At 60.3% G+C, this 22,819-nt stretch carries 23 protein-coding genes; 15 read left to right on the top strand and 8 right to left on the bottom strand.

The genetic code is table 11. From position 1 onward, the window contains the following. Positions 1–170: 170 nt before the first annotated feature. From AC062T_RS04470 to AC062T_RS04525, 12 genes are all read left to right on the top strand, one after another. Positions 171–1,145, top strand: a complete 975-nt coding sequence (locus AC062T_RS04470) for an Abi family protein (protein WP_476027774.1) — start codon at positions 171–173, stop codon at positions 1,143–1,145. Between the two features lie 549 nt (positions 1,146–1,694). Next, on the top strand, positions 1,695–1,865 hold the full coding sequence (locus AC062T_RS04475; RefSeq protein ID WP_476027776.1) for an antitoxin VbhA family protein: 171 nt from the start codon (positions 1,695–1,697) through the stop codon (positions 1,863–1,865). Positions 1,866–2,277: 412 nt separating this feature from the next. Next, positions 2,278–2,412: a hypothetical protein gene (locus tag AC062T_RS04480; RefSeq protein ID WP_476027778.1), complete on the top strand. Its 135-nt coding sequence runs from the start codon at positions 2,278–2,280 to the stop codon at positions 2,410–2,412. Positions 2,413–3,381: 969 nt separating this feature from the next. Further along, the gene (locus AC062T_RS04485) at positions 3,382–4,569 is read left to right on the top strand and encodes a DUF3238 domain-containing protein (RefSeq protein WP_476027780.1); all 1,188 of its coding nucleotides are present in this window, start codon (positions 3,382–3,384) and stop codon (positions 4,567–4,569) included. 15 nt (positions 4,570–4,584) lie between these two features. Further along, positions 4,585–5,067 carry a hypothetical protein gene (locus AC062T_RS04490; RefSeq protein WP_476027782.1) on the top strand — a complete coding sequence of 161 codons (483 nt, stop codon included), beginning with the start codon at positions 4,585–4,587 and terminating at the stop codon, positions 5,065–5,067. 589 nt (positions 5,068–5,656) lie between these two features. Next, positions 5,657–6,760 (top strand): peptidoglycan-binding domain-containing protein, encoded by a 1,104-nt coding sequence (locus AC062T_RS04495; protein WP_476027784.1) that lies wholly within the window; start codon positions 5,657–5,659, stop codon positions 6,758–6,760. Beyond that, entirely contained in the window at positions 6,757–7,443 is a 687-nt protein-coding gene (locus tag AC062T_RS04500) for an ABC transporter ATP-binding protein (RefSeq protein ID WP_476027786.1), read from the top strand. The genes AC062T_RS04495 and AC062T_RS04500 overlap by 4 nt, the downstream gene beginning before the upstream one ends. Before the next feature lie 89 nt (positions 7,444–7,532). Beyond that, positions 7,533–8,540, top strand: coding sequence for an ABC transporter permease (locus AC062T_RS04505; RefSeq protein ID WP_476027788.1), 1,008 nt, complete (start codon positions 7,533–7,535; stop codon positions 8,538–8,540). Positions 8,541–8,646: 106 nt separating this feature from the next. Further along, complete coding sequence (locus tag AC062T_RS04510; RefSeq protein ID WP_476027790.1) at positions 8,647–9,168, top strand: hypothetical protein; 522 nt, start codon at positions 8,647–8,649, stop codon at positions 9,166–9,168. A 1,826-nt stretch (positions 9,169–10,994) separates the two neighbouring features. Beyond that, complete coding sequence (locus AC062T_RS04515; RefSeq protein WP_476027792.1) at positions 10,995–11,753, top strand: Fic family protein; 759 nt, start codon at positions 10,995–10,997, stop codon at positions 11,751–11,753. Positions 11,754–12,023: 270 nt separating this feature from the next. Next, a complete protein-coding gene (locus AC062T_RS04520; protein ID WP_476027794.1) occupies positions 12,024–12,482 on the top strand; it encodes a prevent-host-death protein in 459 nt (152 codons plus the stop codon). 2 nt (positions 12,483–12,484) lie between these two features. After that, the gene (locus AC062T_RS04525; protein ID WP_476027796.1) at positions 12,485–12,826 is read left to right on the top strand and encodes a hypothetical protein; all 342 of its coding nucleotides are present in this window, start codon (positions 12,485–12,487) and stop codon (positions 12,824–12,826) included. Positions 12,827–12,870: 44 nt separating this feature from the next. On the opposite strand, the gene AC062T_RS04530 is transcribed toward AC062T_RS04525, so the two are convergent. Then, positions 12,871–13,416 (bottom strand): hypothetical protein, encoded by a 546-nt coding sequence (locus tag AC062T_RS04530; RefSeq protein ID WP_476027798.1) that lies wholly within the window; start codon positions 13,414–13,416, stop codon positions 12,871–12,873. A gap of 803 nt (positions 13,417–14,219) precedes the next feature. On the opposite strand from AC062T_RS04530, the gene AC062T_RS04535 reads away from it, so the two are divergent. Continuing rightward, a complete protein-coding gene (locus tag AC062T_RS04535; protein ID WP_476027800.1) occupies positions 14,220–14,690 on the top strand; it encodes a hypothetical protein in 471 nt (156 codons plus the stop codon). Here the strand turns inward: AC062T_RS04535 and AC062T_RS04540 are convergent. Both AC062T_RS04540 and AC062T_RS04545 read right to left on the bottom strand, forming a co-directional pair. Continuing rightward, positions 14,687–15,934, bottom strand: a complete 1,248-nt coding sequence (locus AC062T_RS04540; protein ID WP_476027802.1) for a DUF6575 domain-containing protein — start codon at positions 15,932–15,934, stop codon at positions 14,687–14,689. The two genes, AC062T_RS04535 and AC062T_RS04540, sit on opposite strands and share 4 nt — an antisense overlap. Beyond that, positions 15,924–16,337 (bottom strand): hypothetical protein, encoded by a 414-nt coding sequence (locus AC062T_RS04545; RefSeq protein WP_476027804.1) that lies wholly within the window; start codon positions 16,335–16,337, stop codon positions 15,924–15,926. The genes AC062T_RS04540 and AC062T_RS04545 overlap by 11 nt, the downstream gene beginning before the upstream one ends. A gap of 418 nt (positions 16,338–16,755) precedes the next feature. Between AC062T_RS04545 and AC062T_RS04550 the strand changes: the two genes are divergently transcribed. Further along, positions 16,756–17,592, top strand: coding sequence for a DUF6602 domain-containing protein (locus tag AC062T_RS04550; protein ID WP_476027805.1), 837 nt, complete (start codon positions 16,756–16,758; stop codon positions 17,590–17,592). Between the two features lie 97 nt (positions 17,593–17,689). On the opposite strand, the gene AC062T_RS04555 is transcribed toward AC062T_RS04550, so the two are convergent. Beyond that, on the bottom strand, positions 17,690–18,376 hold the full coding sequence (locus AC062T_RS04555; protein WP_476027807.1) for a hypothetical protein: 687 nt from the start codon (positions 18,374–18,376) through the stop codon (positions 17,690–17,692). An 83-nt stretch (positions 18,377–18,459) separates the two neighbouring features. Here AC062T_RS04555 and AC062T_RS04560 point away from each other — a divergent pair, with 83 nt between their 5' ends. Next, positions 18,460–18,648 carry a hypothetical protein gene (locus tag AC062T_RS04560; RefSeq protein WP_476027809.1) on the top strand — a complete coding sequence of 63 codons (189 nt, stop codon included), beginning with the start codon at positions 18,460–18,462 and terminating at the stop codon, positions 18,646–18,648. Positions 18,649–18,849: 201 nt separating this feature from the next. On the opposite strand, the gene AC062T_RS04565 is transcribed toward AC062T_RS04560, so the two are convergent. From AC062T_RS04565 to AC062T_RS04580, 4 genes are all read right to left on the bottom strand, one after another. Then, the gene (locus tag AC062T_RS04565; RefSeq protein ID WP_476027811.1) at positions 18,850–19,431 is read right to left on the bottom strand and encodes a hypothetical protein; all 582 of its coding nucleotides are present in this window, start codon (positions 19,429–19,431) and stop codon (positions 18,850–18,852) included. A 139-nt stretch (positions 19,432–19,570) separates the two neighbouring features. Beyond that, positions 19,571–20,779, bottom strand: a complete 1,209-nt coding sequence (locus AC062T_RS04570) for an AlbA family DNA-binding domain-containing protein (RefSeq protein ID WP_476027813.1) — start codon at positions 20,777–20,779, stop codon at positions 19,571–19,573. 263 nt (positions 20,780–21,042) lie between these two features. Beyond that, on the bottom strand, positions 21,043–22,056 hold the full coding sequence (locus AC062T_RS04575; RefSeq protein ID WP_476027815.1) for a primase-like DNA-binding domain-containing protein: 1,014 nt from the start codon (positions 22,054–22,056) through the stop codon (positions 21,043–21,045). Continuing rightward, positions 22,050–22,673 carry a hypothetical protein gene (locus tag AC062T_RS04580; protein ID WP_476027817.1) on the bottom strand — a complete coding sequence of 208 codons (624 nt, stop codon included), beginning with the start codon at positions 22,671–22,673 and terminating at the stop codon, positions 22,050–22,052. Before AC062T_RS04580 ends, AC062T_RS04575 begins: the two co-directional genes overlap by 7 nt. Positions 22,674–22,819: the final 146 nt, after the last annotated feature.

Genomic DNA, 22,819 nt, shown 5'->3' on the forward strand with positions numbered 1-22,819 from the left:
GCAGGGCGGAGGATGTCCACCTTCTCGCTGGGGGGCGCTGCGCACATCGTTGCGTGCGTCGGCGCCGCTGACTAGGATGGTCGTATAAACACCAGCCCCGCTGTCGCTCATTGACTTTCGAGTCGCAGAGATGACATGGGCTGGTTTTCTTTTTCGCCATGATGGGGAGCATGAAAGACCACCTGCCCTACGACGAGCAGCTTGCGAAGATGCTCGGGCGTGGTCTCACGAGCGCTGACCGACCCAACGCGATTTCCGCACTGAAGAGAATTGGATATTACCGGCTCTCCGCATACACGTACCCGTTCCGCGAACCGCCGACTGAGGCAGATCTCGCCGCGAAACGTACTAGAGCTGAAACATTCCGCGCAGGAGCAGCCCTGGAGGATGCCACTCGCCTCTACGAATTCGACCGCAAGCTCAGGGCAGTGCTGCTTCAGGCCCTTCAAGAAATCGAGGTGGGGCTTGCTACGAAGGTGGGTTATACCCTCGGCAAGAGAGCCGGCGACGGTCACCTCAACATTGGACACCTCGACGAGTTGGCCTGCAAGGCTGTCGACCGCAACGGGCATACGCAGCATGAGGCTTGGATACTCCGCTACGAGAAGCTTCGGAACGATGCGAGGGACGAGGAGTACGTTAAACACCACATCCTGCATTACGGCGGAAAGATCCCGATCTGGGTGGCAACGGGATTCATGGACTTCGGATGTGTGATCCGGCTTTACTCGCTGATGGACTCTCGCGACAGGAAGAAGATCGCTTACGAACTGGGGCTGAGTGGCAACGGTTCGGACACGCTGTACCGATGGCTGCGGGCGTTGAACATCCTTCGCAATCACTGCGCGCACAACAATCGAGTTTGGAACCGTGCGACCGTCGATGTGCCACCGAAGTTTTCACCTCAGGTGGCCCCTCCGAAATTGCGCCACCTCAACGAACTCGACAACGAAAAGCGCCAGAAGGTCTATATGCTGATCGCCCTTACGGCTCATCTCGAGCGGGCTGTCAACCCCTCGAGCACTTGGGCGTGGTCTGCCCTCCCCACTCAGGCAAAGAAGCTCGGCAACGTGAGCGGCATGACTGTCGAAAACACTATGGGCTTCCCGCAAGGGTGGCAGGAGCTCGACCTCTGGAACAGATAGCGCGGTATCGAATGCAGAGACGGAACTAGAAACCAACTCCTGGCCACCTCTCTCTTCCGTATTCCGCAGCAGGGTGTATTTACAGTGGGCTTGAGGTAGTCCCGCAACTCTCCAAGCAGAGCCTCCGATGCCGAGTAGGCGTAGTTCGCCGCATCGTTGGGGTAACGACCATAGCTCGGGGTGCGATTCGACCCGCTCATGCATCTCCCCACAACGGTTGGTGTCGTCTGCGTACACTTGGGCGACCACAGCGCCCTGGCTGGGCATGGCGATCGGCGTCCGAAACGACTGGCCGAAACGGCGTCGCTCTCGTAGGAAAAGCAGAAGTCCGATCCCAATGCTGACGTCAGTTCTTGAGTTCATCGAATCAGGAGGTCTCGTATGACACAGGCATCAGGCGGTACGAATGCCTCAGGCTCAGGCTCAGGCTCAGGCTCAGGCCCACGCCCAGGCTCAGGCTCGGGCTCGGGCTCGGGCTCGGACTCAGACTCAGACTCAGACTCGACACCGGAGCCCGACAATGACCCTGTTGGTGGACGTCGAGAAGCGATGAGAAATATCCTCGGGAGCTGGAATCTGGATGGGGCGACGCCTAGTAGCTTCGGGCTCAAGGTTGTGGAGAAGTATGTCGCTGGTGAGATAGACATCAACGGCGCAATCAGACTGGTGAAAGAGCACTCGAGCAACGGCGGATACGCGGGGCGACCAGATGGCAAATAGCTCCGCGGACGGTGACACCACGGCTGAACTCGAGCGGACGAGCACATCCGTCAGTGCCCCTTGAGAGCGTCGATGAGTCGGGGCGGCCGTGAGGCGAGATAGCTGGCGGGGATCGCGAGGCACAGCATCGCGAGCAGACGCAGGTTGTCGAACATCGCTGCGGTGATGCCGACAGCATCCGCGCTAGGGGCCGAAGACTGCCGGGGCCACTACGGTGCCGAACTTCCAAATGGTCGACACCAAAGAGTCCATTGGGAACGCCGCAACCGCAACCCCAAGCGCCCGAGATACTCGAAGCCCTAGACGCCTTCAGTCTGCGAGCTTCACGCAACCATCGCTGAGCGCCTTCATCAAGCACCTAACGCTTTAGCCGCTGAGCACGCTCGTCAGCTACGGGGAGACCCCCACGAAGATGCTTCGTCTGGCATGCTTTTCATCGGAAGCATTCGTTCGCAAGTCCGGAGCGCTCGCGATCTCGATCGAGGGGCGCTTCAAGCAGGTCGGTCTCGCCGCGCAGGCGCTCGTCGACGACTCCTTCAGCGGTTGAGAGACTGAAGCGCAGTCACGCCGAACTTCTGCGTTCAGCCGCCGTTGGTTACAGCGACGACCATGGTGCGGGCCACGGCCAGCGGGATGCTCTTGTGCTCGATCCAGCGGGCTTTGAGTCAACCGGGATGCGCAAGTCAAGGCAGCGCGTCCGCTCGTCGTCGGTGAGCTGAGGCACTGGGCGAGGCTCCCGCGTCGTCAAAGATACGACGTTCGTGTGGCGTGGGCGTGTTACCGGTCTTAGCCTTTGTCAGCTAGGCGATTGGCGCGCAAGGCGCGAGTCTGCAACTCAACCTTAGGGGCGAATCTGCGCAAAAGCAGTCCGGATGTCGCATGAGCTCGTCTCACGAGGCTTGACAAGACTGATGAAAATATATCAATATCCTCTATTGAGGGGAATTCGCTTTCGGTGGGGGGTAATTCAATGGTTTGTGCACGGCACAAATTTTCCGCCGCCACTGCTGCTTTCCTCACCGGCGTAACGTTGATGGAGGACGCAGATGCCGCTGCGAGCGCAATTATTTCTTCTCCGTCCACAACAGACGAAGTTGTGCCACGACACCACTATCTTCGGCGGGAAGCGGCCGGCACGTGTGCATTCCTGCGACCGCCAGCGAACGCCGCGACTGGCGTCTCAAAACAGGGAAATCAGAGCACCGGAGTCGCCCGTATTCAGAAAGAACTGAAACCCGGTTGCAGCAGTGCGCCGAATCCCGGTCTCGCAACCGACGGCGTTTTTGGTCCCGCCATGAAGTCAAGTTCTCAGCAGGCTCAGTTTTCTGGGGTGTCACCGCTTACGGAATCCCTGCCCGCATCTTCCGCTGGCTCACGAGCTTTGGTGCCGCTTGCGTCCGACTCGGCAGCCAGGACTGACGGGACACCTAACCGCTGTGCGAGAGATTCCCGATCGGCTGAGGCACGAATGGAGCCTCAGCGCGTTTGAGTTCCACCCGGTTCCATCAGCAGACCAATGGAGGTCGATATGCGCACGTCAGATACACCCCGGACAACTGCTCGAACAAATAACTACCGCACTCCAGTTGTATTCATAATGGTGTCGGTGTTGCTGCTCGGATCCGTCCCGGCCGCCGCGAACGCGGCAGATAGTCGGCCCGCTGAATTCACGCTCAGCTCGCTTGACCAGCACCTGATTTCAAAGGTTGACACGTCCGTCACGAAGGGCTCGGCAACTCAGGCCGGCGTTAGTGCCTTCAAATCCCGGAGCGGGGAAACCGTCGTCGTCGACCTGTCCCTCGCTGAGAAGGGCAACAACCGAGCGATGTCGGCCGCCTCGTCAAAGTTCGTCGATCTCTCATGGGATGCGATTCCCGGCGTCGCCGACTACCAGGTCTTCAGGAACGGTATTCTGCTCGCAGTCACCGACCAAACGTCGTATCGGGACCCTGCAGCGGTCCCCGGTTCAACGGCTGAGTACGTGGTGCAGCCAGACTCTGCGACAACTTCCGAAAAAGTCCTGGTTGAGGCGCCAATGTGGGGCATGACCGTTTCGACTCCCTCTTCAAGTGAAGACTCGACGGCTGAAGTCGCGGCCAAGGCAGAGACGCTAGCTGTAATAGCAGCCTCCTATAGCGCCTCAACGGTTCAGTACACAGCATTCATCCCTCAGTCTCGAGTGGACGCTCCACCGGTCGGATGCTCATACGGCAGCGGATACAAGTTTGGTGGGGACAATCGAGGGTTTGGGGTCAGCGCAGCGGCATACCGCGCACGGCTCAGCGGTTACGTCGACTGGACTGCCGGAGGCACCGTTACATCGGTGAAAACCGTTAAGGCCACCACGGTCTATAACAGTGCTGGCACGCTCGTGTCCACCACCACGGCATCGAGCGCGAACATGAGCGTCTCGAAGCTTGGAGGAACGGCATCATCTGTCGATCTCCGGTTCGTGATGAATGCAGCCAACCCTTACTGCTCTGTCGGTGCCATTCAGGGTTCGTTCACAATGACAGTAACTCGAAGCGGCAACTGGTCGATCATCACGGGCTCGCACCGGCAGATGCCCAACCATGAGATCTACCTCAATGGTGGCTCAACATGGAAGACTGCATATCAGCGTTCCTACGCTAGCGAGTTGTGCCTCATCGGCAGCGCAGCATGCCCTGAGGTTTCTCTCGCGGGATACTACGGCACATACTAAACGGACGATGTGAACATGGAGCGGACGGCGGGCAGGCTGGCGTGGCTATGGGTGCTCTCTAGCGCCGTGGCCGTTTACATCTTGCATGCACTTCCTCCACAATTGCTCGGCTGGGTGGGTGCACTCTGGGGAGTTGCGCCCACCCGGTGGCAAACCGCAGTGCACTACTGGTTCAGCCCTGAGTGGGTTGTGGCCGTGGCCAGCTTCGCCATAGGGCTCGGCGCGATCTACTACGCGCTTCGCCGCCGAAAGAAGTATTCAGCGATGTGGGCCATCGTCGGAGGCACGTTGGCCTACCTCCTCGCAGCGTCCGCAATGCTCATGGATTTCACCGCGGGCCCATCGCAGGCATCGAACACGATTGCATTGGTGTTCGTGACTAGCCTGTTCGTGTACTGGAACGCTTGGGTGCCGCTGCTCGTGCCACTTCTCGTCGGTCTTGTGCTTCGAAGATCCATCCGCGGCTCAGGCCAAGAACCTGTTTCAAGAGTGAGCTGAAACTCAGATCGGATCTGAGCAGTCCGCCAGCGCCCGAACAGGGCATAGCCCAGCATGAGGTTCACCTGCTCTCTATCCTGAAGAGTGGAGATCCTTATTGCGTTCATGCTGTTTGGGCATGATCGCGTCGCGCGATAGTCGCAATAATCCGAACTATCGACCTTTAGGCTGGAAGATGGCGATGTTTAGCTCCTCGCTTAGGTGTTCTGCACTTCACCAGAAGTACGTAACGTGGTGGTGATTTCGGTGCGGATGACGCATGCTCCGGGCTTCGTGCGGGACCGAATGCGCCCGCAACCAGGGCAGCTATGCCCGCAACCCTCTCATGGGGCCAACGATGCTCTGATCTCGGCCGATCAACCAGTTGAGTGGGGCATCGGCATCAGGCGTGAGAGCCAATACTCCACCGCTGGCATCTCGCCCTCAACTTCTCGACCATGCCGAGCATGTCAGTCGTTGTAGAGCGAGCCGGTCGGGTGACTTCAACACGTATGGCCCAGACCTCACGCGCGCGCGACCGCTCTTGCTCGCCCAAACGCCAATGCGTATGGAAGGCTAATCGCATCGCCTACGGAAATGAGTTTTCATAATGCCTGATGGTTCTGTATTGGAGTTGCGCGCCCGGCGGCTAAAGACAGCCCGTATCTTGATCGTAACGGGCATCGGAATCCTGGCTGTGGGCACTGCGGTTGGATGGGCCGCGATGTCGGTCCTTGCTCCGGCGTCTGATCCTCTGGATGCAAAGGGGCACACCTTCGTGGAGGTAAAGGCGGGCGAAGTCGGGTCGAGCATTAAGCTGAACACTCTTGCAGAGTGGACGCCCCTCCCTGTCGGCACAAACATGGCTACCGGAGTTGTGACACAGGTGGCGGTGGAACAAGGCGACGAAGTGATGCAAGGATCGGTTCTGTATCACGTGAACCAGCGGCCCGTGGTTGTGGCACAGGGGGAAGTGCCAACGTTCCGCGCAATTCACGAGGGCGCAGAAGGTGAGGACGTCGCCCAACTTCAGAAAATGCTCAAGGCGCTGGGTCTATACCGTGGTTCTGCCGATGGAAAGGTGGGGTCTGGCACTCGAGTTGCCATTGAGGCGTGGCAGAAATCACTAGGTTTGCCGAGGACAGGCATCGTCGAGGCTGGAGACCTGATTTTCGTTCCGCAGCTGCCGACTAGATTGTCTTTGGATACGCAGGTGCTTTCGCGCGGCAGGTCCGTCATGGGGGGCGAAGAGGTGGTGCGCGGATTGGCTGCAGCCCCGACGTTTGTGGTGCCGGCAAATCAAGCGCAGGCCGCGATGATGCCTATTGGAACGCGAGTGGAGATTACGGCACCACTAGGAGAAGTTTGGGAAGCTCTTGTAATTGATCATGAGCAGAACGAAGACACTGGCCTGGTCGCTATTGGGCTAGGCGGAGTGAATGGTGGAGCGATTTGTGGTGGCTCCTGCGCACAGGTGCCTGTGTCGGGCCAGGCTCGCTTGGAGACCCGAATTGTGACCCAGGAGACCGTCGCGGGGCTCATCGTGCCATCGGCAGCACTGGTAGTGGGTGCCGACGGAAATGTTGCAGTGATTGATGAGACTGGCAGACACGTGACGGTGACGGTGATCGCTTCGGCCAGGGGGTTTAGCGTCATTGAAGGGGTTCCCGAAGGAACCCGTACGCGCGTTCCTGCGACGGGCCCCAGGTCATGAATATTCCGGAGCCTCATGACGTCGAGTCACCTTTGGCGGGGGAAGTGGTCCTGGAAGCGCGGGGGATAGTGTTCGAGTACTCGCCAGGAGTCGCCGTGCTCGACGGATGGTCGGCTTCTTTTTCGAGGGGGGCGATGACGGCGTTGACGGGTCCATCGGGACGAGGCAAGTCGACGCTGCTCTACCTTCTTGGACTGATGTTGAATCCGCGGGAAGGGGAGATCATAGTGGGCGGCATTCCTACCGGGCTACTGCGAGACGCGGAGAGGGCGCAGTTGCGGGCGGATCTGTTCGGGTTTGTCTTCCAAGATGCCGCGCTCGACACCACGCGAAGCGTACTCGACAACGTAATGGAGACAGCACTGTATCGACGGGGAGGTTCCCACCCCAACGCACGGAAGACGGCTTTGGAGCTACTTGATCGATTTGGCGTCGACGTTCCACCGAATCGCAAGCCCGGTCAGGTTTCAGGAGGGCAGGCGCAGCGAATCGCTCTCTGTCGAGCGCTGTTAAATTCTCCTCAAGTGCTACTCGCCGACGAGCCTACCGGCAACCTTGATCCGGCCACGAGTGAACTCGTAGTGGATGCACTAAGAGGCTACGCGGCGACTGGCGCGGCAGTAGTCGTGGTGACACATTCACCAGAGGTCGCTGGTTCCTGTGATCGAGAGATTAAGCTTTGAGCGGCGCCGGAGCGACTTTCCGGGAGGCAATCGCATCCGCTAGGTCTCAGCCAGTCGCGTCGGTCCTGGCGCTCCTAATGGTGGCAGGAATGATAGTGACAGTCATGCTCACCACGGGACGCACTGTCGCGGCCGAACAGCTTGTACTAGCTTCGATTGACGCTGCTGGCACTCGCTCGATCACAATCCGCGCCGAGGATGGTGCCGGTCTAACTAGCGACGTAATTGAGCGAATTGGCGGCGTTGAGGGTATCGAGTGGAGCGCTGCATTCTCTTCCGCCGTTGATGCAACAAACACGTTAATCCCTGATGGCACGCACGTCCCGGTCCGTTACGCGTATGGCACAAATCTCGATCGCCTCGGGATCCCGCGCCACATTCCTCTCCCTGATGGTGTTGCATACGCATCTTCGGCGGCTCTCGATCAACTGGGTCTGCCGGAAGGGGCTGGCAGTGTCACACTCACCACTGGAACGGGCTTCGCGATCGCGGGTGCCATTTCTACACCAGACTTTCTAAAAGCATTCGAGCCCGTTGTCCTGATCCCCCGCGCCTCCCCGACGGGCACGGAAACTGTCAATATTCTTGTCGTGATCGCAACGCGCCCTGAATTGGTAGCGCCTGTCTCTGAGGTAGTTCTATCGCTCTTGTCGGCCGACGACCCTACTAAAGTGACAGTGCAAACCAGCGAATCACTTGCACAACTGCGTGAAATCGTCCAGGGTCAACTCGGATCGTTCTCCCGTGGGCTCGTGCTGATCGTGCTCGGCATCACGGGGACACTGGTGGCAATCATGCTCTACGGACTTGTCATGTTGCGCCGCAAGGATTTTGGCCGACGTCGTGCCCTTGGAGCAACGCGCTCCTTCATAATTGGCCTCTTACTTACGCAAACCGGCCTACTCGCGGCGATTGGCGCCGCTATCGGTAGTATTGCGGGCGTCAGCACACTGCTCGCGATGGGCGATCCGGTTCCAGGACCATCATTCTTGGTCGCCACATGTATCCTCGCCGTGACCACTGCAATCGCAGCTGCGTTTCTTCCTGCCTTCGTTGCTAGTCGTCGCGACCCGATCACCGAACTCCGCGTCCCATAGCCTGGAATCTGCGCAGACTCTCGAAGCGGAATGCGTGGATGGAGCAATCGTCGGTGCTCGACGAAATGGTCTATCGGTTCTTTGTGCCGATCGATATGCTCCACGTATGAGTCGTCTGAATCTGAGCATGACTTACATGTTCGCTGTGGGTCTTGCCGTTGCGGGTTGCCAGGGAATTCCTGATGCGCCTCAACCGGACGGACAGGTCATCCCGACTGCCGATTCTCACGAGCGAGCATTGCTGAACTTCGCCAGTTGCATGCGCGACCGTGGATGGAATGCAACGGTGTCCGACGGCGGAGTCACCGTTGGGAATGTGCCCGCCGACCAAAGGACGATCCAACAGAGTGACGGACAAGTGTGTTCGGAGGAATGGCTCACCCTGGATGTCAACACGTTCACGGATTCTGAATGGAAAGCTGCCTATGCCGCTGCTCTCGATACTGCGAATTGTCTTGAACGCCTGGGTTTCTCTACGGCGCCGCCGAGCCTTCAGGTTTTCATTGAAGGGGAAGCAGGGTGGAACCCATACACCGATCTTGTCGAGAGTGGGGTAATCCGACCAATGGAAATACGCACGCATGAAGAGGCGTGCCCGCAGCCTGGTTACTGGCCCGATCGAGGTTAGAGCCAAAGTTCGCCTCCAGCCCAAAACTGGTGCTGTTGGAAACCAAATGAAAGGTTCAGGATGAAAAGGAAACTGTCAGTGTCGATGTTTGCTGCTGCGTCTTTAGTGCTGTTGTCCGTATCAGTGCCGCTCTCGGCGAGTGCCAATACGCTCGCTTTTTGGACGGGGGAGAGGAACTGCACTTCGGCTGCCGCCCCGAAGTACTACCAACACGGTTCAAGTAAGGGTGTGTCAACGTGGTCGCAATTGAACGTTCCGGCATTCACTTTCAATGACCGTTACTACACGAATACGTCCTTTGTTTATCGATTCCAAACTGCCGGCTACAAGCATGCGAACGGAAGTATCGCAGTTTCAACATCTGCAAACGTAAGCGGCCAAGGCTCATCATGTGATCTTTGAGCTCACCGCGGTCAATTAACAGGTGTGCGACTAACCACTTGGACAGCGCCTCGCAAATCGACGCCGGGCTAGCGGAGCGATTTCTGTGACACTTGCCCGGATTTGTGGGACTTCCATCTCGATGGGTCGAGATGGATGGTCCGTCGAAGAAGGGTGAAAGGTTGGCGTGCCCGGTCCACACGGCACCCCGGGTAGCCGGACGGGATCGAGAATCCCCTCAGGAGCAAACGCTTTTGAGGGGATTCTCTTGTCATTGGATCCCGAGACGGGACGCAGCGAGCACTTCGTCTTGACGACAGAAGACTCGCCAGGAGGGGCAGTATCCACTCGAGGCGGTGCTCGTACTGGATGCGTGGAACGTGGTCGGGTGCGGGATTTCCTCGTATCGTGAAGTCGATGGCGAACGGCTTTAGCCCGTAATTCATGCTGCAGCGATGCTACGAGAGCGCTACGATGAAACGACGGTTCAGGCCTGGGTCAAAGGGTTTGAACCCCTCGCTAGACGACGCTTACCGGCGCGACTCTCTTGAAGGTGTCCGTGACGTTATCGCTGCGGCAAAGGCCTTCGCAGAAGCCGGATGACCGGACCCTCGGCTAGCGGCTATCTCGCTAAACCCGGCCGCCGGCGACTAGCGCCCACGCGGCCGAGCACGCTTGTCAGCAGCAGCCTCGTTCGACCAGCAGGGCTAGAAGAAGCGGCCACGGAAGAACAGCGAACGCTATTGCCGCACAGGCGGAGACGACTCGCAAAACCGGCACATACCGATTGAGAGCGATCGCGGCGACCACGGCAAGTGTGTCGGCCCGACCAAGAATGGCGGCCATAGCTCTGGAACCGGACCGAGCAGGTTGTGAAGCCCCTGGCCGTCTGCTGCGACTACGACGACCAAGGTGTAGAGGGCAGCACTCACCAACGCTGGGATTATCAACGCCCGGCTTGGAATCAGAGGTTCACCCGAGCGTGTGCGGACGAGCATGATCGCCGCAATGAGTCCGACGCCGGCGGCGCCGGAAACAGCCCAGACCGAGGCCTCGAACAAGCCTTCATCAGGGTCACGGGAAAACGAACCGAGATCTCCAAGGAGATTGACGAGGGCCACCCAAAAGACGATCACCCCGAGAGACAACAGAGCTCGAAACCACCAGCGCTGACGCAAACGCTCAATCAGCGTGGGCGATTCATTCACCGGTGGCGAGGCTTCGAGATAGCGCGAGTTCATGCTGCTCCCTCGGGGCTGTGACAAGTAAGCGTGAGCATACTGACTCCTACTCGCGTCGTTGATCGATTCGGTGTCCCGGCTCGACCCCCAAGACCTGTCGAAAAACGACCGGGAACACCTTGTACAGATTGCTTGTACATATCGTACGAATGCCCCTCGACAGCGCGGGCGCTAACCTCGACGTACCAAGACAAGGAGACCGTAATGACGAACATGCAGGGCGGCATGCCGCCAGGCACGTGGAAGTCTGCCCTCGACATAGTGAGCCTTGCGGGCGTTGTCTACTCCTCGGGCAAGGTCTTCGATGGACTGCGCACTGGGCGCCTAGACACCGAGAACTTCCTGCGCTCAGGCAGCCTCGACGGGATCACCTCCCGTTCTGACTTGGCGCTCCTTGAGGACCTCCGCGACGTGGCTCAGTTCGTCATCGACCACCGCGATACGCCGATTGACGCAACCTACGTCCGTGACGTGAATGCGCAGATCACGCGCAGTGGGCCTCTCCATCCAGGGCGCCTGCGGAGACAGGACCAGCAGATCGGCGTCAGCACTCCGCACGGCCGCCATGAACCTAAGCCTCTCAACGATGGCGGCCTGCAGCAGATTATTGATCAGGCGATGGGTGCTCAAAGTCCACGAGAGCAGGCGCTCGAGCTCTTCGTCCAGATTGCCAAGGCGCAACCGTTTGAGGACGGCAACAAGCGCACAGCACTCTTCGTTGCCAACAGCCTGCTGATCCGGCAGCCCGAGCCCGAGACGCTGGTCATCCCCACCGATGATGCTGAGCTCCCGGCGAGGTTCAACGAGTTGCTCGCGAGGGCCTACGTTTTCGATGAGCACGACGGTGTGAAGGATCTCCTTCGCGCTCACGGCTTCAGCAAGCAAGCTCCCAAGCCCGCCCACAACCCGGCTTCGCACCTCGAACGGAACCCCGAACTGCGCGGCGTTCAGCCCGACCCATAGGGCCGGGGTGCCAGGGCGCCCGAGCAGGAGAGCGGCCCCCAGCTGGGCTGAGACCAAGCGATCAGCCGGAGCTGGGTCGACACCTAGAGGACGCGGCATTTCTGCTCGCGCCGACAGAGCTAACAGAGAACCAAGCGACGGCACCGTATGGAATAGCCAGCTGCTACGCAATGGCCGGAGACTGAACCAACCTAAGGCCGGTCCGCCTATATTGGGCGACCAATAAGAGCGCCCATAGACTTCCGAATACGTTCCGAATATACTTGCCGTATGACTCTGATCAATGAACCGCGCATGGTGACGCGGCGCTCATCGGACTTGAGTAAGCACTCAGCCGATGTCTTCGCCGAGGCCGAGGATCACGTGGTCCAGATCACGCGTCGCGACGGCGAGCCGTTGGTGCTGATGTCCCAGCGCGAAGCCGACTCACGTCGCATGCTGCTCGAGATCGCCGCTGACCTCATCACGGTCGCCCTCCGCGCCGAGGGTTCGCTGGCATCTCGCATGGCCGAGCGCTACACGTGGATGCTCGCACTCTCGCCCGAAGACAGGGCCACCTGCGCCCAGAACCTCATCGACGCTGCTCGAGCGTCGTTCGCTACCGAGCAGCCCCACTTGGCCATCGCCGAGCTCACGTCCTGGCGTGAGACTGCTACCGCGATCGCTGCAGGGCTGTCCGGCCGCGAGGTCGAGTGGCTCGACAACGACGAACCCGTAGAGCGCCCCTAAGAGTGGTGAAGGACGACCTCGTCGCGAGGCCCACAAAGAAGTCCGAGTACACACTGCGCTTCGCCTCCGTCGGCGCGCAAAAAGGCTGGCGTGATCTCGTCGCGACGACCCGTAATTCGATGGTCGACGCATGGGACTTCTTGACCCGCACTCCGATGCAAGTCACCCTAGCGAACTACCCACTGAAGGGTGAGCTCGGAACGATCACGCGCGACGGGAAGGCCCACGAGCGTTGGCAGCACAAGCCGACCCTACGCGGCGATGCCCGCATCTGGTTCTACGTCGAAGGCCGGGACGTGCTCATCGAGCAGGTCCACACGCACCACCCGAACGCGACGAAGTAAGACTGCATTCTCGCCTCAGCAGCAGCCTCGCTGAATAAGCCTGATCAGCAGCAACCTCGCTGAACAATCGCGATGAGCAGCAAGGGCCACGGTGCAATGGCTACGACGAGGGTTGCGTACGCCGCTGCGGTTCGGATGCGCGGAACATGGCGGCTAACCATTGCCAGGACGATCACCGCGACGGTGACGGGGTTTATGAGGTACATAGCCCAGACCTCAGCCGACGGGCCAAGGAGGCTCCGGGGATTGTCCCGCTCGGCGTAGAGAACGAAGATCAGGGCGGAGCTTGCAAAACAGAGCAACCCTTGCGGGAGGCATGCCCACCACGGCACTAAGTACTTCCCGCCCCTTGTGCGAATGAGCAGCAACGCGGCGAAGACACCGAAGCCGGCGGCGCTCACAGCGGCCCACACCCCCGCCTCCAGAAGCGTGCCGTCGCGACCGCGCGCAAACTCGCTCACGCTCCAGACGATGCGGGCCAGCCCGAACCAGTAGGCGACTACCGAAAGCCCGAAAACTGACCTCACCCACCAACGCTCGAGGACGGGTGTCGCTGTGTGTCCGGGGGCGCTGCGCTCGTCGGTAAGCATCGGAGCCCCTCTCTGCTCGGTGAGGTCGAGCGCGTCAGCCTACAAGAAGGACGTGAGCGAAAGACAGCATGACCCCAGCAGGCATGTTCCGTGGTGGTTCACCTCGAGATGCCGACAGGCCTATGCGCGGTCTCGACCCCCTTTTTTAACTCAGCTGCATGTCACTTCAAGGGGTGGGTATTTTGGCGACGATAATGACAGTTATCATGACTATCGGCGCGATGCCCCATGTCCTGCAGGAGCCTTGAACGTCTAGGTTACGTGTCTGCATCGGCCGAGAGACCGCATCAGCCGATGCTGAGGACGGAGAGTGCGTCGCTCGCTAATGATTCATCGGTGGGAACCGGCACCTGAGCGCGACCTCTCTCCGCTTGCTTCGATCCGAGAGAGTCGGTGGACTCGTTCGTCGCCGGGCCCGCTGACGGTGACCACGAGCACTGTCCGGCTCATCGCTGGTTCGATCGTCCAGTGCCGGTGGCCCTCGACAGCCCCGGCAGCGGCGCTTCCGTTAACCGTCCCACTGAGCAGCCATTGTGGCTGTTACTTACGGGGGAACGAGGAGCCAAGGAAGGTGCCGACAGCGAGAGCGGCGCTTCCAACTGCTAACGGGAGCGTGCCCTGGCTAACACCCCGTCACCGCGACCCGCGAGGATCGCCATGAGGATGTCGCCAACGCGATGGAGTCGTTCGTCGCCGGACCTGACGACGCGTGACTGCACTCACGCGGGTGACCACGGGGGGCAAACTGTCGCCGGCATCAGTCGTGCGCGAATAGCGTAATTCAATCGCCCTACGCTTGAACCATGAGCAGACTCAATCTCGGCTTCCTCATCGTCGGGCTCGGCGTTGCGACCGCCACCCTCGCAAGCGTTCCGCTCTTGGCGGGCGGCCTCGTCGGGGTGATCATTATTTCGGCGGGAGGGGTCGTGGTGGTCACCGGGATCATCGTCGCGCTCTCGGCCATTCCCGAGTTGAAGCGTGCCCGCATCGAGCTCGGGGGCCGAGCGACGTCGGCGGAGTTGTTCGAGGTCGAGCGGTTGGCGAAGGTGGAGCGCCTTCGATTCGAGCGCGACGAGCTTGCGGCGGAGCGGAGCCGATGGGCCGCGGAGTCGAGCAAGAATGAATATTGGCTGTCGGTCGCTTCCAACTACGACGACAACCTCCGAGCGACCGAGATTACGGCGGAGCTCGCTGAGATTGCCGCGAAAGACTCGCGCGCAGAGCGGCGCCTCGTCGTGGTAGCCCGCGAGTTGACGGTGCTCGGCGAGAGCTAGCCGGGAGCGTTGGACGGGGTGATGGCTTCGAGGAAGTAGGCCAAGCCCGATCCGTCTTCGTCCGAAGCGAATGGCGTCTCGATTCGGATGCGACCCGAGACGTAGCTCGCATCACCGACGGGAAGCCCGTTCGCTTGCGCGGATGCCTCATCGTCCATGTGGCCCCGGTAGATGACCCCCGCCGCGAGGTCGGAGAGAACGAATACCTTCGTACCGATCACGAGCCCTGTGAGGAGGCCGCGCTGAATGTCGACGTGCTGAACCTTGGGCTTCGCCGTTTGAATGGCGTGCGTCGCCGAGCGCACTTGTGACGCAGTCGCGCTAGAGCGGATGACTTGTTGCGTGTGCGCCACGACTGCCGAGATGCTTAGTCCGCTCTCGATTGTCGTGAGCGTCGCGAGGAGCTTCCGGAAGTTGCTCCGGACTCGCGGTTGGTGCCCCTTCATTGCGGCGAGAAGGCTCGCTACATCCTCCGAACTCACGGCGCTCACAAGCGCGTTGAAGCTCTCGAAGATTGGTGCGGTAACCTCCGTGGCCTCCATCGCGCCGTCGGAGTCGATCGCCATAAGGAAAACGTAGGACGCGGCCCTAGTGCCGAGGCTCATCGGAGTCAAATGGTGAGTGACACCGCTCGATTTCGACGGGACTGGTCGGAGCTTGGGCTTACTCTTGGTCCGTCGAGCGGTCTCACGAGCAAGCGCGTCAACGCCCGCCGCAAGGAAGAGCTGGAGCTCGCCGGAGGTGCGGGCAGGAAGCTCGGTCGTATGGTACTTCGCTGCCGCGACTTCGAGGGCGAAGATCGTCCGGTTCTGTGCCGCCGAGAGCGAGAGAAGCTCGGCCTCCTCGAAAAGTGTTCCCGTGTCCGTCGGAAGGTCGAGGCGTGCCTCCCATGTCGGGAGCCAACTATCCGGTGCAGCGTCCGCTGCTAGCTCCTCGATGCGGACGCTCACCTCGTCGGAGTCGGACCACGTCCAAATGATCTTCGAGAGAGCGCGCGCCGATGGCTCTACGAAGGCCTGTCGAAACGCCACCAGCCCGGACCGGACGGCGCGGAATCGGTCCCCGCTCACTGCCACGGCGAGGGCGGTGATGGTGTCGTCCGTCTCGTCGGCGGTGTTCACGAAGTAGTAAAGATCGCGCATCGAGAGCGACCGCATCGAGAAGGTCTGTGGGCCTTCGTAGTAGACGTAGGTCTCCACGATTTCGAAGGGCGACCCGAAGAGGTGGAGGTTCTCAAACTCCATCGGTCGTCTCCTCTCCGGCTTCGACTATCTCGGCGTCTGGGACGAGGTCATAGGGAGCGGTCCACCAATCGTGGTGGGTGATGCCGTTCTCGATCGGGGTATGGCGCAAGTCGCCGTCTGTGATCCCGATTGTAAACTCGGCCACTGACTTCCGCCGCATCGGGGCGTTCACGTGGCGGCAATGACGGAGGTCGTCGAGGTCGGCAAAGATCGAGAGCCCGTGCGCCTCCGGGTCTTTCGGGTGCTTGTAGTAGCGGTTCTTGCGCGTCTGGTAGGGGCGGAGCCATGAGGCGTCGTCGGTGCGCTCCCCGGGCTTCAAGTGCTTGCTCGCAAGCCGGTAGAAGGCACCCTCCATCGCCTTCGCACCCTCAGGTGGGGTGTCGTCTGGGAATTGCTCAATCATCGCTAGCAAAGTAAAGCAGCCTCACGTAGTTCGAGCTAGCCCCGAGACGAGGGACGGCGCGACGAGCCCGCACTCTCCGCACTCCACGCGACCGCTCGACCGAGCTCGCGTGCCTCCATCCTCACGAGGCACGCCGTACAGTTTGGGGTGTCGAGGTCGCCGTCCATGCGGCCAGGTTGACGGGCCATTGGTCCACCACGAGGAATCGATCCACAGATGCGAAAGACCTCCGCCGGATGAACTGGTCCCCGAAAGTTGGAATGGCCAAGTAGGCGCCTAAGCCGCAAGGGCTTGGGTCCGGTATTGAAACCGGGGGCACCGCGGCTGCTCGTCGCCACAATGCCATCGTCACGAGGTCGATAGAACAGTTCGGCGCGGCAAAGTCGTCCAGGGGTGCGCCTCTCGACATGCTTAGGGCATGAGTGATGCGCCCGAGACAGACCCCGCCGTTGTCGAACGGTTACGTGCAGCCTTCGCCTCGGACGATTTGGTACTGCGCGCTGCGCTCACCAAGGCTCGCGCTGACTTCGAACATCGTGGAATGAAGGGCGATGTCGTTGAGGTGGCTACACGCTCATTCCTTCGGAGCCACCTGCCGCGAAAGTTCGACGTAGGCACCGGGGAGGTTATCGACCGGTACGGCGCTCGAAGCAGCCAGCTCGACGTGATCATCCTGAATGACGAGCAACCCTTTGTGCACGGCATCGACGTCAATGGCATGTACCTTGCCGAGGGCGTTTCGGCGGTCGGAGAGGTCAAGTCGAGCATGGGCACGAAAGACCTAGCGGATATTCTCGAGAAAGGCGAGCGCCTGCGCAAACTGCGACCGATGCCGCTGGAAGGCGACACAATCCGAGGCAACCCGCATGACATCGCTAGATTCGTGACCTCATTTGCGTACTTTGGTCTGGCGCTCGAATCGTCGATGGCGAGCGAGGCGATCCTGAAAACCCTCGTGGCTGCTGAGGACGTGGACTCCCCCGATGGCAGCGGCGCGCGCGTCCCCAAGCTCGATGCTCTCTTCGTGCTTGATCGGGGGGTGTTTCAGCACTTCGGAAACGGCAAGGGCTCATTTCAGTTCATCGAAGCCGACGGCAATTCGCTGCCCGGGTGGGTCGGCTCGCTCGGAGATGGGGCGCTCGTTTCGTTGTTTACGTGGCTCAACGCTGTCATGCCGCGAGTCAACCGCGCTGGATCAATTGCCGTGCCGTACTTTGTAGCATCGTCCCCATCGCTCGGGGACAAGAACGAATGAGCGACGGCGACGTCCGACGTGGCCGCGCGACCTTATGCCGGTCCAGGGCGGGTGACGTTGCGCGCTGGACGTACCCCGAGTGCGGCCTTGTGTAGCTCTAGTGGTCTGCCTCGCTGCTCGGGCCGAGCTTGGTCGGGTCAGCTTGCACGATGCCGCTGAACGTGGGAGGCCCCTGAAACACCTGGCGCAGCACTTTCTGCCAATTTGCGCCGAGCGTGCGAGTCATAAAGTGTTCGGTAAGCAGGGGATGCATCCGCTCGAGCTCGATGGTCAGTTTCTCGACGTCGACGTGATGCCAACCCGCACCATCTTGGGTTCGGAAGGACGCGATTGCCGTCTCACCGACCCAGTTGAGAAGTCGCTCGCGGCCGTCGTTCAGCGCCCCAACCGCCCGCACCAGTAACTCAGGCGGTGGCGCATCACCGGTGGCGAGCTGATGCCAACGCTGTTCGATCCGCTCGTCGAGATGCGACATGCCATTGCGGAAATTAATGACCTCGGTGAAATCGAAGCCACTGTTGGCGACCTCGCGGACGGCAGAAGCCCTGTCCGGATAGAGACGTTCAAGGTCGCGTCGCCTGCTCTTGAGCGACTGCACGAATGCTCCGACGGTGCCCGCGTGGACGGCGAGCTGGTGTAGCTGAGTCCACACGTTCCCCGAGCCCGTACCAGTCAGAAGTTGCCTACCAACCTCCGCTCCCCACTCCACGTGCTTACCAAGCTCGTAGATTGTCAGGGTGAAGAAGGTCGGCAGGTGTGCGGCAGTCTCTGCGTCTTCAGGCATGTCTGATCTTAGCGACGAGCTAATCCAGCGGCGGGGCGGTGCTGTCCTCCAGGCTTACCCGAGCATGGCTCTAGGGTGAGCTCATGAGCCTCAAGGTGAGTTACAACGGCGAAGAACTCCTAATCAGTGATGATGACGCTGAGTCCCTGCTTCAAGCGTTCCAGACGGGAAACAGCGGAATCCTCAGCCTCACTCCGCCTCGAGGCTACGGCACGCTTTACGTCGCTTACGGCCCGGGCATTCCCGTCGTGTTCGACACCCCGGACGACTAGCCCTGACAGCGCCATCCGATCGTTCGGTTCGGGCCGTGGCTTCGTCGCTCATGTTGCGACGCATCAGAGGGCACCTCTTGTTAGTCAGATTTGCGTCGGAACGGTAGAAACAGCATGAGCAACTTCGACGCGCAAGGCACCGCATAGCACTCAACCTGCAGGCGCTCACTCAACTGTTTCTCCCACCGAGGAGAGTGGCACTTATGAGCGATTCGGGAACTGCCCGCTAGCTGCAGTGGAAAGCGACCGCATGAAGCGAGCGTTCATGGGGTCGGACTTGTCGAACCAGGTCAACTGCATAAGTTTTGTCAGGTCTTCGTCGAATAGTTTCGGCCAGTCCGCGCCCAGACTCTCCACTTCCCCTCGGTTCGCGTACCCAACCGAATCTCCGAGGACCGGAACTAGAGTCTCGCCGAACTCGCTGCGCGTTGCCCATAGCCGGTGACGCCCGTTCCCGAGCGAGGAAAACCATGGGTCCACCCTGACCGGTTCGCTAGCGCTAAACCAAGCCTTGACAATCTTCAACTCTGTTGTGGTCAGTCTTAGGTCGACAATTGAAACGAAGCCCCAGTCTTCGTCTTCTGTCTTCGTCCAAGTGCCAGACGCTATTGCGTCCGCCACATGTTGTACCGCGCGAGCGACCAGAAACCATCGTTGCTGGTCGCGGTCAGGCCATCGTTGCTTCTGATCCTCAATATCGGGGTCGTTCTGCACCAATCCTGCAATAACTGCCTGCGGGGCGCGCCACCAGAAATTCGGTGTAAAGACGGGGATGTTAACCATGTGCCTATCCTCTCAAAGCTTCGAGCGGGCGATCATTGAGCACCGAGCACCGAGCACCGAGCACCGAGCACCGAGCACCGAGCACCGAGCACCGAGCTCCGGTCATCCCTCTTGGCGCGAGCATCGATCGCAGGGGTGCTTAGCGGCGGGGAGGGAGTTCGGGGTGAAGCCGGATCGGGGATCTGAAACCGACCTGGTTCAGGCAATCGGTTGCGATCTCAATCGCAGTTCGGATGAACTCGGTGCTATCCACTGAAGGGTCGACCGTACGATGAATGGCCCGGAACCTATCACCGAGAAGCATCTTGAATGTCTGCGATTGGCCGGAGATGTCGGACGGCGCGAACTGTAGCCTCTCGGTGCTCGCCGGCGCATTTGGAGCCGGAGACCACTCAATGCCGATGAGGATGTCGACATCGCCGGCTGGGTCGTCGGCGGCGACAGTGTGGACGAGTGCGAGCAGGCCCGCCACGAAGCTTTCAACCGCATCGGCTGAGACTTGCCAGGGATGCAGCTCGTCGCCCTGAGCTCCGTAGCGGTGGCCGCCTGCTTTCCAAGCCAGCCCCACCGACCCATCGTCGAAAACGGCGGCTCTCGCACGCCTCCATTGAAAAGCCTCGGTCGGCGGGATAATCCAGCCGCGCAACGCGGGATGCGCACCGTACGGCGTGACGTCCTCCAGGGGGTGATAGTCGTAGGCGAGCCACCACTTGCTGACCAGCGACGCCTCGTTCACGATTGCAGTAACGTCGCGTTCCGTGCGACGCTTCGGGGCCGCCACGGCGACGCGCGGTCGTGCTACGCCGACGAGCACGGCGTGGAGGTCGGGGTCCATTGAGTTGGCCATGTCCGCAAAGAGTGCATCTAGCTCCTTGCGGCTGCGCTGCGCCGCCTCGAAGCGCGTCCGGTAGCTCGCCTCGATGAGCCTTTCGTTCATCCAATGCGTATCGGCATTGGTGCGCAGGGGCGCGCCGAAAAAGTCACCGCGGTATACAAGATGAGGGCCGTCGACACTCGCCGGGATTACTAGCGCGACAGCCCGGGCACTGTCATCCGACGCAATCTGGAGGGCCTGGACGCCAAACACCGGGGGCGTGATTGCGCTGAAGCAAATCTGCTGTATCGTGCGCTCGTAGCTCTCATTGAACTCGCCCGCATCGGTGCGCCCGGTCGCTGCACGCTCGCTCTCTTCGACGCCGAAGATGATCATGCCGCCGCCTGAATTCGCCATCGCCGCGATGTCCTTGACGATGTCGGAACCGCGGAATTCCCTTTGCGCGGGCAGTGATGTCTTCCAGTCCAGCTCGTCTGATTCCTTCAGTCCCTGGGCGACGGCGGCATCGACCATCGCACCGGTGAGTGGACCCGGGGCCTCTCCGAGGAGCCGGTGAAGGGGTGTGTGCAGCATTCGTTCATCGTATGGTGTGTGCGCCGGACGTCGTTGGGGCAGACGTGGCTATTGGTCATCCGCCCTTCTCTATCGGGACGGTCAAGTACGTCTTTGCCGTTTCACGGCAGCGGTGCTCGGGTTCGCAAACTTCGATCGGTCCTTCGACGCCATGACCGCCCTGTTATGACAGACCGAGCGCTTAGCGAAGGACGGGCCCACAACTAGCGCACGTGCTCTCTGCGATAACCCCGAGTCCCCGCTTTGTGGGTTGGTTTAGACCAATTAGGGATCACAAGCATCAGCGGCTCGGTAGCAGTCATTAAGTAGGGTGCGCTGGCTTGTCGAAACTCCCAATCACCCGACGCCGTTGCGACGACGCGCAGATGACGGTGGAACTCGTCTTTCGTCAGAGCGGTTGGATCCGGATGGGCTCGTTCTAGCCAGTGGTTGTATAGCGCATAGAGGAAATCCGGTGGCAAGAAATCCCACTTGAAGCGTTCACGGTACATGGTCCAGAACTCCGTGACTTGGCGGTGCGCTGGTCGAAGCGCGTCGTCATAGTGGCACCGCAGAATTGGGTACCAACGGCGTCCGATGGGAGGCGTGACCGATGCAGACGCGTCGACCGTCTCTGGCTCGCGGGACCTTCCCCACGCAATTTCATCTGCTGATTCGCCTGCGCTCCACACCTTGGCCGCGCGAGTTGTGGATCCGTCCCAAAGATGCGCGTAATGCAGAACAGTCACAGGTATATCGTGGGTGGCGAGATAGTCGAGTTCGCTTTGGGCTGGGCGGCTTGTGGATGCCGCGAGCAGAGCGAACCGGATGAGTTCGGGTGTTCCTGTGGGTGGGGAGTCGCCGAATTGACGGCGGAACTCATCGTCTAGGGAGGCTCCACCTGCGTAGTGCTCAAAGATACTTGCGATCTCCGTCCGGCTTAGGTTCAAGGCGAAGTTGCCGTACCGGAACAGTTGCGATGTGACCTCTCGCGGTGCGGTGCCTTTCTTAAGTTCGATCACCCAGAGCACGCCCCGGCTGTCGATCGCAAGCAGATCGACAGCCTCTCTTCCGTAACCAGTCCGAATTTGCCGCCCAACGATGATCAACGGCAAACCCAGCACGGATGGATCGGATGCAACCAGGGTTTCGAGCAGTTCCTCGCTTGCGATGAGCGTATGCACAATCTGGACGGTTTGTTCGCAATCGGCGCGCCAAATGCGCATCTCTTTCACCACCAGTCGCCGCCCTCGACCTTTACGGTGACTGCTCGAACGTCGCCACCATCACGAAGCCAGGCAGCGGGAGTCTTGCGGCCTTTAGCGACGAGGTCGGCCTGGGGTGTCTCCATGAAAGCAGCTAGGCTGCGCCAGTCTCGCCGCGAGGTGGCTGCCCGAATCAGTTCATTCAAACCAGGGAGGAGTTTTGTTGGCGAACCGACATTGAACTGCCATGCAGGAAATCTGAGCTCGCCGGCGATCTCGACGGCATGGAGCTCTCCTTCTGCGGCTGCCTCGCGAACTGACGTCTCCGCCGCTCCCAAGTAGCTGGCGGCGTCCTCGAGTGTCAGAGACGCGCTGAGATGCGAGAGGAACGCAGTCGTCGCCCTTAGCTGCAACGAGCCTTTGCCCACGTCCCGCTCCGTTTCAGCGAGCTCGGCGGCAGTGAACGTGCCGGATTCAACTAAGAACCGCCTTTCTTGCACTGACAGATGATCCCTAACAACTGGCCGCTGGCTGCTCAGAAAGGCGGTCAGCGCGGCGAGAAGAAACTTGCTGTCCCCGCCGATGGCACCAAGGGCTTCCAAGAAGCGCCCGACGCTCGTATCCGTGATTTCGATTCTCGGTTGGTTCATGCCGAGAAACTACCGCCCGCCGGGACGGGCTGCTGCTGTGCGTGTGAAGCCAACGCAACGCAATAAGTCCTGATCAGAGGCGAACTACGGGAAATATGCATTCGGATATGTCATGTCTTCCGGTGGTTCGAATACGCTCAGGGATG

The organism is Homoserinimonas sp. (assembly GCF_056262345.1).

Excerpts from the sequence above, each read along its gene's own strand:
- AC062T_RS04550 (WP_476027805.1), top strand. The coding sequence starts at position 16,756 with ATGAGTGATGCGCCCGAGACAGACCCCGCCGTTGTCGAACGGTTACGT.
- AC062T_RS04470 (WP_476027774.1), top strand. The coding sequence starts at position 171 with ATGAAAGACCACCTGCCCTACGACGAGCAGCTTGCGAAGATGCTCGGG.
- AC062T_RS04515 (WP_476027792.1), top strand. The coding sequence starts at position 10,995 with ATGACGAACATGCAGGGCGGCATGCCGCCAGGCACGTGGAAGTCTGCC.
- AC062T_RS04555 (WP_476027807.1), bottom strand. The coding sequence starts at position 18,376 with ATGCCTGAAGACGCAGAGACTGCCGCACACCTGCCGACCTTCTTCACC.
- AC062T_RS04500 (WP_476027786.1), top strand. The coding sequence starts at position 6,757 with ATGAATATTCCGGAGCCTCATGACGTCGAGTCACCTTTGGCGGGGGAA.
- AC062T_RS04480 (WP_476027778.1), top strand. The coding sequence starts at position 2,278 with ATGCTTCGTCTGGCATGCTTTTCATCGGAAGCATTCGTTCGCAAGTCC.
- AC062T_RS04485 (WP_476027780.1), top strand. The coding sequence starts at position 3,382 with ATGGAGGTCGATATGCGCACGTCAGATACACCCCGGACAACTGCTCGA.
- AC062T_RS04520 (WP_476027794.1), top strand. The coding sequence starts at position 12,024 with ATGACTCTGATCAATGAACCGCGCATGGTGACGCGGCGCTCATCGGAC.
- AC062T_RS04535 (WP_476027800.1), top strand. The coding sequence starts at position 14,220 with ATGAGCAGACTCAATCTCGGCTTCCTCATCGTCGGGCTCGGCGTTGCG.
- AC062T_RS04495 (WP_476027784.1), top strand. The coding sequence starts at position 5,657 with ATGCCTGATGGTTCTGTATTGGAGTTGCGCGCCCGGCGGCTAAAGACA.
- AC062T_RS04475 (WP_476027776.1), top strand. The coding sequence starts at position 1,695 with ATGAGAAATATCCTCGGGAGCTGGAATCTGGATGGGGCGACGCCTAGT.
- AC062T_RS04580 (WP_476027817.1), bottom strand. The coding sequence starts at position 22,673 with ATGAACCAACCGAGAATCGAAATCACGGATACGAGCGTCGGGCGCTTC.
- AC062T_RS04490 (WP_476027782.1), top strand. The coding sequence starts at position 4,585 with ATGGAGCGGACGGCGGGCAGGCTGGCGTGGCTATGGGTGCTCTCTAGC.
- AC062T_RS04540 (WP_476027802.1), bottom strand. The coding sequence starts at position 15,934 with ATGGAGTTTGAGAACCTCCACCTCTTCGGGTCGCCCTTCGAAATCGTG.
- AC062T_RS04510 (WP_476027790.1), top strand. The coding sequence starts at position 8,647 with ATGAGTCGTCTGAATCTGAGCATGACTTACATGTTCGCTGTGGGTCTT.
- AC062T_RS04570 (WP_476027813.1), bottom strand. The coding sequence starts at position 20,779 with ATGGTCGATGCCGCCGTCGCCCAGGGACTGAAGGAATCAGACGAGCTG.
- AC062T_RS04560 (WP_476027809.1), top strand. The coding sequence starts at position 18,460 with ATGAGCCTCAAGGTGAGTTACAACGGCGAAGAACTCCTAATCAGTGAT.
- AC062T_RS04545 (WP_476027804.1), bottom strand. The coding sequence starts at position 16,337 with ATGATTGAGCAATTCCCAGACGACACCCCACCTGAGGGTGCGAAGGCG.
- AC062T_RS04530 (WP_476027798.1), bottom strand. The coding sequence starts at position 13,416 with ATGCTTACCGACGAGCGCAGCGCCCCCGGACACACAGCGACACCCGTC.
- AC062T_RS04565 (WP_476027811.1), bottom strand. The coding sequence starts at position 19,431 with ATGGTTAACATCCCCGTCTTTACACCGAATTTCTGGTGGCGCGCCCCG.
- AC062T_RS04505 (WP_476027788.1), top strand. The coding sequence starts at position 7,533 with ATGATAGTGACAGTCATGCTCACCACGGGACGCACTGTCGCGGCCGAA.